Consider the following 9,879-nt stretch of genomic DNA (forward strand, 5'->3'; position numbering starts at 1 on the left):
AGAGAGCATAAACGAAGGTCAGATCATGCTGGCCGGATCACACCGAAACGCCTGGCCGGATGAAACCGGAACAGGTGGCCGGACAAACCGAAATACGCATTTGTTCCACCAGAATATAGCTACGAGCTATACGAGCGTATTTATCATTTGATATTGGTTGGGTATTTAAATCGTCACCCGAAGACGGACGATTATGATAAATATTTGCATGACATTGATGCCGGGAAGCAGAGCATAAAGAATGTGCCGAAACCGCCATCTTTCCTTGATGCAGGGACTGCCATGTTGATGGTGGGCAGGTCTGGTCATGGAAAAACGAAAGAAGTTGATAAGATTCTGTCGTGTCTGGATCTGAAACATCATTTCCACCCGCCAAGTGAGGAGACTGGTTGGCGGCGCGTTCCTCAAGTTTTGTGGATCAAAGTTTTCATTAAGAGCACAAGCAGTAAGCGACCCTTCTTGCTGTCAATTATTAATGCCATTGATGAAAAGCTCGGTAGTAACTTAGCCTCGCGATTACCTTCAGCCACAGTAGGCGACGAGATAATCTACGTGATAAAAATGTGCCGAATGGTCGGGTTGGGCATGATTGTCGTTGACGATGTTCAGTTTGTGCTAAATGCCAACAAAACGAAAGACGCAAAAAAGTTAACGAACGAGTTTTTGGAGGACTTATATAACGATCTTGGCATTCCCATGTTTTTCATCGGTACACCTGAGGTGACAGATTTATTCTCGGAAAAGGACCAACCTGAGCAGACCGAACGTCGTTTGATTAGTGATGGGTTATTCCGCGTTCAGGACTATACGTCTGATTCAGCTACATGGAAAGAGCTGGTGAAAGCAACGATGCTGAATTTCTTAGGCTTAAAGCGAGATTGGCTTACTGATAAGCTTGAAAGCATGCTTTTTTACTACTGTGATGGGAACGTTAGTAAGCTAAAACGATTGACTGAATTCCTACTCATTCAAAAAGAAAAGCCGACGAAAGCTAATCTGCCAGAGAGTATTTATCGTGCGCATTGTGAAACTCATATTCGAAGCGAATCGATCAAGCCAAAGCTAAAGATTAAGTTGGAAGACAGTACTCATGAGCGAACTGAAAAGCCTGTGGAGGATACTGTTACCAAGAAGGCCGCAGAACCTCTGCCTTTAGATCCCAAGTTGCAGGTTCGAAATGAACGAGTGAAAGCATTGATTAAGCAAGATATGGAAGTCGAGTAGCGATATGAACAATGACTCACTAGTCACCATGATGTTCGACAATGTACTCCTTCAAACGGAGGAGTACTTTCCCAGCTACGTTTATCGGTTGATGCAATTTGCCAACTTTATGGGAGCCAGAAACTTTCTTGATTTATTGAAGATGTCTAGCGCTCGTCAGATTGGTGAAACACTCCCCCGGTGGGCGGTAGTCTTAGCCACTCAAAACTACGGCGCCGAAAAGTTCACTCAGATCCTTGATAACAACCTACTGGGCCGTTATTGGCGTAGCTTCATTGAGGAGAGCGAGCTTGACCAGTTTGTCGCTCAACAAAGGAGTAAGCGAGCGACAGGAAGAGTACTGTTTAATGCTGAGAAAATACTTTTACCTTTCCAGTCGATAAAGTTATGCCCTGCGTGTTTTGATGAGTCAGTGCAGGCCTATGGGGTAGGGGTTTGGAATGCTCAGCACCAAGCTGCAACATCTTTTGTTTGCCACAAACATCAGCAGGTACTTCTTCAGCGCCCAGTATCACAGTTCAGTGGCTTTGAATTCAGTCAGTCATTTTTCGATAGAGACGCATACGTCACACCGAATATTTCATTGTTTCACCGCTGGTTGGATTTTGAAATACTGCGCATTTATGAGCTGGGTGTTGAAGCTCACAGAGATGAAGTGAAGCTTCATAAAAGAGTGTTTATGGAGAGCAGCTTTTATTCTCATAAACCGTGCTCGACGAGCGTGAATTTAAATAAACAGTGGAGACTGTCACTGAGTAAGTATTTAGCGATTCTGTATCCGCATATGAAAAATGAGGCTGAGCGAATTTCGAGCAATACGGGACTCCAGGCGAGCGCTATCATGAACGTGGAGTCATCCGTTCATCCCTTACTGTACTTGCTGTTTAAGTTCTTCTACTTACACGAGTTCAAGCCATGAGCACTGTGCTCTACACTCCAAGGATTCAGCCAGATGAGACGCTGTATTCATACGTGGCGAGGTGTCAGCATATATGGGGTATAAGTAATTCTAGGAGCATCGCACGAGACTGGTTTGGTCGGGCATCGGTCAGTATTAATCAAGTGCTTCCAATTGAGATAAACAAGATTGCAGATTGGTCTGACTATGAACCTAGTTATTTACTAACTAATCATACGTTGCTTGATCTGTATGGCATTTTCACAGGTCGCAAGGCAGCAATCGAAAACGTTATGCTGGGCAGTAATGCGATGTCTTTGGCAAACATATCTTCACTTTCACAGGTTAGGCTTAAGTCGGTTGGTTATTCTTGTGTCTGCCCAATCTGTTATAGCAATGATGTGGCGCGTATTGGTGTGGGGTACTGGCATTTAACGCATCAGTTCAATGGGGTAACAGCTTGCCCTAATCACCAATGTAAGCTTGTTCAGAGCCGCACAGTCAGCCGACAATACCGAGTTCCCTTGTTAGCCCATGATTATGCCCATGAGCGGGCTCCTGAGATGCAGGTGATGTTTGCTAAGTTCGTTGCTGGCTGCGTTCAGCAATCAAGGATTTCATCGGAAGCAGCTGATGATGCCTTCCGTCGTTCTCAGAATTGCTTCAGACGAGGACAGAATCTCGATATAAAAAGTTTGCTGCATTTGCTTGATGCAATTGAGCTTGGGCTGGGTGTGCCTAAAGTAGTTAACGAAGGCCACTTGCGCAGAATGATCCGCGAACCTTCAAGTCCGATACACCCATTTAAAGCGCTAGTCTTACGGTTTGCGCTTTCATTCCTATCTGATGACACCGTGGTAGCGCCTGCAAAAGCGAGGGTTGGCGTGACGGACAAACAGGCTCATCGGTGTGAATCGCTACTTCGCACATCAACTTACAGCATGCGAGAGATATCAAGACGGGTGAAAGTCAGCGTCGGATACGTGAAGAAAACCGGCAAGCGCATGGGCGTGAGCATAGATGAAAGGCGACAAACGATTACCCCCGACATTGAACGCAATATCAAAGATATGGCTATTGAGGGAAGATGTCGACATAAGATTGCTCGCAAGTTTGAAGTGTCAGTTAGTGCCGTTGAGCAGATTATTCAGTCTGTCAGTGGCTTGGTTGTCTGGCGACAATACCTAAGACTGCTATCAAAGAGAAATCAAGGTCGGAAGATTCTCCTAGGCGTGATGAAGCAATATCCAACTCACTCGCGGACACAACTCAGAAAACTTGTTCAGAAAGAGTACGCGCTGTTGTACAAGTTCGATAAGACATGGCTGTTCGAATCGCTACCAGCTAACGGAAAGCGGCAATATCATGGGCATAAAATGTGGTGTCGAAGAGACAAGGAGCTATTGCCTGAACTGAAAGGATTCGTCCGCATAGCCCTTCAAGGTGAGGGGGCTTTGCCATCTCAGTATGAAATCGACAAGGCATTTGGCGGGCACAACTGGTTTACCAAGTCACTGGAAAAGCTCCCGCTTTGCAACCGCTTTTACCGGAGAGTTAAGAGTATATTTTTACCCTAAGAGGAGAATACAGATGTCACAGTCAGAAGAGACTAAAGTCGAAGTAAACATTGATCATGATTTGATCAGAGCGGCAGAAACCGAGTTAGAAAAGCAGCCCAAGACAGTTGATGAAATGATTGAAAAGTGGATCTACTTAGGCAGGGCAGCGGCTAATCAGCTTACCGAATATGAACAATTGCTGCTTATGTCGGGTAGTGCCAAAGTGACTGTCATACCATATGATTAGGCTGACCGAAATTTCGATCAGGTGATCAACGTTTTTTGTTTCCAAAATGCCAGAATACGAATGACATTTCTAAATTTATAGTTGTTTCAGAATCAACTTCGAGATGTTGGTTCCGTTTAACTTATTAATTTTAGGAGATATTATCATGGCAAAGTCAAACTCGTCTAAACCTGCTTCAAACCATCCCGGCCCCGGTGGTAACTGGCCGTCAACGACTGGCAATAAATCTGGTGGTGGTAGAGGCGTAGCCGTACCAAGCAGTAGAAAAAAATAAAAGGAAAGGGCCTTCATTGGCCCTTTAATACTAACATGGACAATAACGAAATTTCATTCCCAACAATTGGTGAATTTGTTCGGGAAATATTTAAAAGTGGCTGCGACCTATTTTGTTTAATTGCAGCCTGTGCATCGGATTCGCTGGTTACCTGTCTTTTTTTTAAAGCCCAATACTTTTCTAGCGTCTGAACCTTCTCAATGAAATCTTCATATCTTTATTATTAATAAAAGTAATAATGTAAAAAAATATATTCCATCACGCCTATTTACATCTAATATGTTTCTAAGATATTAATATCGAGTGATGTACTGAAAATTAACGGAGAGTGTATGAAAAAAGCGTTGTGTTTAACATTGTTGACAGCCGGTATGTCATTTAACGTGATGGCCGGTTGTGATGGCCCAGTATGCTCTGGTGACATTATCTCATTTGCAGAAGCGTTAAAAGTCAGTTCGGATGAAATCATGGTCTCCGTTACTCAAAGTGTTGATCGAAAAGCATTGTCATGTGAGTTAATCAACGATAAATTTATTTCAGTGCCAACTAAAAGCAAGAATGCCGATGCGATGTATTCGTTATTGCTAACCGCTTTTGCCGCAAACGCACAAGTAAATCTTGAATTTAATCCTGCCAGTAAGCAGTGTGAAATTGGCTCAATCGAACTCATCCCTTCTAAATAAATAATCTATTTACCAATTCGCGGTCAGCGAAGGAGTGCAATGCTATGCGTTCTGGATTTTGTCGTGCTCTGTTAATGGTTTTATGTTGTCTGAGCTTTGCTAGCCTTGCTGCTGGTTACGATGTATTTACCGATGAGTTTGGTAACATATATTTAAAAGCGCCCGATAAACTGATTGTGGTTCCACAGCAAAAAGCTATTCCAGTTCATGTGCCCGCGCACAATGGTCTTATGCGCCTGATTGAAGTAAATGGCGTATGGCAGGTTCAAATCTTATCGAGGGCACAGTGGAATGAGCTTAACCTGACACCCGGGCACGATCTGGTAGACGAGGTACGACGTGGAGATTTTGACGATGATGGGAATGATGAACTCTTTTTAGCATTACGTCACAACACGACCTCACAGCTTCTGATATCAAATTTAAATGACACCCCAGAAGTCGAATCATCCTATTTTGAAGTGGATGAGCTTGCGGGTGTTGCCCAAAACACACCTGTGTTTTCCACATTTGCAACCATCGCGCCTCCTACTATTAATGCACTTTCTGCTGGTGATTTTCGGGTAGATGAGTCAGGTGCTGCTTCGTATGCCATGCCGTTAAGCTTACCTGGCGGTATCGCCGGTGTTGTGCCGCAACTGGCTTTTAGCTACAGCAGTAGTGGTGGTGATGGATATATGGGGAGCGGCTGGGCTTTTTCCGGAGCATCGGCCATATCCCGCTGCCCTCAAAATCTGTCGGTAGATAATGTGCAGGGTAATGTCTCTTTTACCGCTTCTGATAGACTGTGTTTGGATGGTCAACGGCTAGTAAAAAATGGTGCCAGTAATGACAAAGGCGTATCCGATGCAGCTTATTGGAACACATCAACCCAGTTCCATACGGAGCTTGATAGTTTTTCACTAATTCGCCAGCACGGTATTGCTGGCCAAGGGCCAACAGGATTCACGGTTGAGACCAAGTCAGGTGAAATACATTATTACGGGGATATGTCTGCGATTGCCGGCAATGACACTATGGGTAAACCATTGGCTTTGGCGGCCAAGAGTTATGGTAACGTTACCGAAACGGGTGCCGATGCATTCTTTAACACGTCTGCTGCTAGTAATGTAGCTAGGTTATGGGCGTTAAAAGCAATCAAAGATGTAAAAGGCAATTACATCGTTTTTAAATATACTGAAGATCATGCGCTTGGAGAGCATTACCTGTCTGAGGTTCATTATACTGGCCGTTCAGGTGGCGCGGCGCCTTTTGCGCGTGTTATTTTAAATTACGTTGATAACACCAAGATTGCGGTAGGGTGGCAGGCACAAAGTCGCGTTGCCATGACCAAATTGCTTGATACAGTGAATGTTCAATTGGACGGGGCAATTTACCGTCAATATCGGCTAAGTTATTTTAATACCAACGTGTTGGAAGAAAAGAACTATCTCCTTTCTATCCAGGAATGTGCCGACACGGGAAATAGTAACTGCTTGCCAGCAACACACTTTGACTGGAACCGTCCGCCTGCTGTAAGTACATCTTATGTGCAACGATGTGACAACGAACCAGGCTCGCCGCAATACTGTTGGCAAGAGCCGGTGACGGATAATTACTCACCGTTTTCTAGCAGTTTTGTTACCAAGGGTTCTTCCATCAACCGTAATGATCAACAACTGATGGACATGAACGGTGATGGCTTTGTTGATGTAGTTTACCCAAGCGGCAGTAATTGGCGCGTTCGACTAGGCGGCACAACCTCTAACTGGACGGAAAGCTGCGTAACACCGCCTGGTGAACCAACCCAATGTTTTCCAGAGCCCGCAGTAAGTAATTTTACCACTGAAGTGACGATGTCATCAGTTGGCGTAGCCAAAAAACAGTATGCACAAACCATAGATTACGATGGCGATGGACAACGTGATTTGCTGGTTGCCAATGGCATTGCATCTAACTGGACAATTTTAACCTATAAACAATCTACTTCTACAGCGCAACAATGCGAGCCGTATCCAGATAACAATATCTGCTACCCACATGAGGTTACGTCAGCTTATACCAGTATTGATATTGGCTTTAAAGCCATTGGTCTGGAAGGTGGCGCGTTGGTTGCCGATTATAATGGCGACGGCTTGGAAGATATTGTGTTTGTTAATGGTGGCGTATTTCAGGCGTATCGCAATAAAGGCGTTAACAGTGCAAATACGCATCTAGGCTTTGAACATATCGCCAACATTGGTTCCATCAGCGCATCAAGCAGCCAGTTTGGCCTTGATATTGCCACTTATACCGCTGACAGTAAATCGGCTTCCGGCTTTGACGTAAATGGCGATGGTAGAACTGACATTCTGATTAAGGTAACAGAAGGTGTTTGCCGTCTTGGTAACGGCACCATTATTACCTTTGTAGAGGAAGCGGAATGCCGCAGTGAAGGCTGGACATGGAGTGAAACAACCTCCTGGAAGCTATATACTTCTGATGGTACAAGCTATGCCTTGGCGCAAAATGTCGGAAATTATACCACTATCCGCGCGGTTGATTTAAATGGAGATGGCTATACCGATTTAATGTATCAGTCCGGTACAGCATGGTATTACCGATTGTCTAATGGTTCGACATTTCTAGCACCACGCAGTGCTAACCTAACCTCTGCCACCAATCTGCTGGGGTATACTTATTTCCTCGATATTAACGGTGATGGCCGTACCGACATGTTGTTGCCAACGGCAACAAATAGTTGGCGGATAATGTTATCACGACCAACTAAGACCCATGAGCAGGTTATTTTCGAGCAGCGCGGCACTCGCAGTTTCGATAGCGGTGCCGCCATCCAGTTTGCAGACGTTAATGCCGATGGCAAGCTGGATTTACTGACCTCAACCAATGATGCCGGCTGGAAAATATACCTGAGTAATCGCCCTTATATTAAAGATCATGCGGTGCGTAAAATCACTAATGGTTGGGGCGTTGCCTCATTGATTGAATATCAATCTATAACTGATAAAGATGTCTATTTTCGCCAGGACTCAACTAATAACCTGGGCAGTGATTATTTCTCACCGCGCGCGGGTATGTATGTGGTTTCTAAAGTCAGCTCAGAGGTGAATACTAATAACTATGTCAGTGTTGGCTATCAGTATGGAGGTTTACTCGTTCATAAGAATGGGCGAGGCATGCTCGGTTTTGAGGTGCTGCGAACTACAGACACCCAAACCGGTGTGCTGACCGAGACGGTATATAAGCAAGCCTGGCCATTTACCGGGATGCCACATAAAACATCGCAGTCCAAAGGCGCTGTATTGATGAGTTATGCCGAAAATAGTTTTGCTAGCCTTACCACCGGCTTTGGCGGCCTGCTGCCTTATATTAGTTCAGCAACGGAGTTCAGTTATCAGCTTGGCACCGACAGTTCACAATATCCTCTGGCTAAAACAGTCAGTAGTTTTGTTTACGATACTTATGGTAATTTGATTTCCAGTACTGTTACCCAATCTGATATTGCTAGTGCCGCAAACATGCTGGTAACAACTAATGCTAATGTCTTTAACACTACCGCAGTTTATCAGCGCTATGGTCGGTTAACCAGCTCAAGCGTCAGTAAAACTTTGGATGGAAATTCGGCTACAACCGTTACCAGACAGTCGGCATTTAGCTATAACACTGACTTAATGCTAGGCACAGAAACCCTGTCCCCCAATGCTCCAGCCACAAAAGTGGCCACTACGCATCTCTATGACGCAGCAGGAAATTTAACCAGAAAACAAGTAACTGCCGCGACAACAGCCACTGGTACAGCCAATGTTACCCGTAGTGCAATTACCTCTTATGACACGCGGTTCAGATACGTTGCCAGCACAACCGATATAGCAGGTAATATCACCACGTTTACCTACAATGGGGCATCTCCAAATACGGTGTCCGGTAAAATTACCTATATGGACAGTAAGGATGCGAATAATCAGACATTACGTGATTATTTTGACATTATCGGCCGCAAAAATCGTGGTTACGTTAAAGGTGCGTTGACTACTGACAATGATATTAACGCTTACACGTATTGGGAGTTATGCGCTGCTGTCGGCTGTCCAGCTTCGGTTACCGGCGCATATTTACAAATTCGTTCTGAGGCAGAAGGCCAGGCAACCCAAAGGCAATTTATTGATAAATATGGTCGTGCGGTAGGTTCAAGTGTGTTGTTACTCGATGGTACAACGTCGGTCAGCAGGAATACTTATGATGACTTTGGCCGGCCCAGCAGGGTTTATGAGCCCGGCTCGGGCGCGCCAAGTAGCCATTACAGCCAGGCGAATTATGATATTTTAGGGCGGGTAAGTAGCAGTACATTGGCCAGTGGCGGCACCAGTAGCATAACTTATTTGGGGTTAACCAGCGTTCAAACCGATCCAAAAGCAAAAAGCACCACAACCGTTAATAATTATTTAGGGCAAGCTTATGAAGTATATGACCATCTGAATAATAAGCTGCGATACACGTACGATGCTTATGGCAATTTAAAAACAGTTACCGCTATAAACGCCTCCGGTACCAGTTCACTCAGAACGACCAACCACTATGATACTTACGGACGTAAGCACCAAATGGTTGATCAAGATAAAGGCACCTGGAATTACACTCACAATGCTTTTGGCGAGCTGCTAACCCAGACTGATGCAAAGCTACAAGTTACCACGCTAACATACGATAGCGTTGGTCGGTTAATACGCCGTTATGACCCTTCCGGCGCAGCTTGCTGGGAGTTTGGCAGCAATGCCGCCAGTTATAATAAAGGCAAGTTGTACCGCAGTAGCAGCTATACCGGTAATGCTTTGTGCAATACCACCACTGCACCGCTGTATCGTGAAACCTACACTTATAACAGCAGAGGAATGGTAGCGAGTAAGCTGGTAAATACTGCAGGTCATAGTTTTAGCATTAGCAGCACTTATGACATAGACGGGCGACTAGACTTATTAACTTACCCCAGCTGGTCACTCAATCCTACTACTGACGAT

At 44.8% G+C, this 9,879-nt stretch carries 7 protein-coding genes; all 7 read left to right on the plus strand.

The window, feature by feature from the left end; genetic code table 11:
- The first annotated feature begins 204 nt into the window (after positions 1-204).
- Entirely contained in the window at positions 205-1,224 is a 1,020-nt protein-coding gene (locus VT06_RS16195) for an AAA family ATPase (RefSeq protein ID WP_161795047.1), read from the plus strand.
- A 4-nt stretch (positions 1,225-1,228) separates the two neighbouring features.
- Positions 1,229-2,143: a TniQ family protein gene (locus VT06_RS16200; protein ID WP_046555375.1), complete on the plus strand. Its 915-nt coding sequence runs from the start codon at positions 1,229-1,231 to the stop codon at positions 2,141-2,143.
- On the plus strand, positions 2,140-3,699 hold the full coding sequence (locus VT06_RS16205) for a TnsD family Tn7-like transposition protein (protein ID WP_046555376.1): 1,560 nt from the start codon (positions 2,140-2,142) through the stop codon (positions 3,697-3,699). Before VT06_RS16200 ends, VT06_RS16205 begins: the two co-directional genes overlap by 4 nt.
- A gap of 13 nt (positions 3,700-3,712) precedes the next feature.
- The gene (locus tag VT06_RS16210; RefSeq protein ID WP_046555377.1) at positions 3,713-3,928 is read left to right on the plus strand and encodes a hypothetical protein; all 216 of its coding nucleotides are present in this window, start codon (positions 3,713-3,715) and stop codon (positions 3,926-3,928) included.
- Between the two features lie 145 nt (positions 3,929-4,073).
- Entirely contained in the window at positions 4,074-4,202 is a 129-nt protein-coding gene (locus VT06_RS18755) for a hypothetical protein (RefSeq protein WP_255353051.1), read from the plus strand.
- Positions 4,203-4,534: 332 nt separating this feature from the next.
- A complete protein-coding gene (locus VT06_RS16220) occupies positions 4,535-4,885 on the plus strand; it encodes a hypothetical protein (protein WP_046555379.1) in 351 nt (116 codons plus the stop codon).
- Between the two features lie 44 nt (positions 4,886-4,929).
- On the plus strand, positions 4,930-9,879 hold a 4,950-nt coding region (locus VT06_RS16225), incomplete at its 3' end, for an FG-GAP-like repeat-containing protein (protein ID WP_046555380.1).

Source organism: Arsukibacterium sp. MJ3 (genome assembly GCF_000987765.1).
Lineage (GTDB): Bacteria > Pseudomonadota > Gammaproteobacteria > Enterobacterales > Alteromonadaceae > Alishewanella.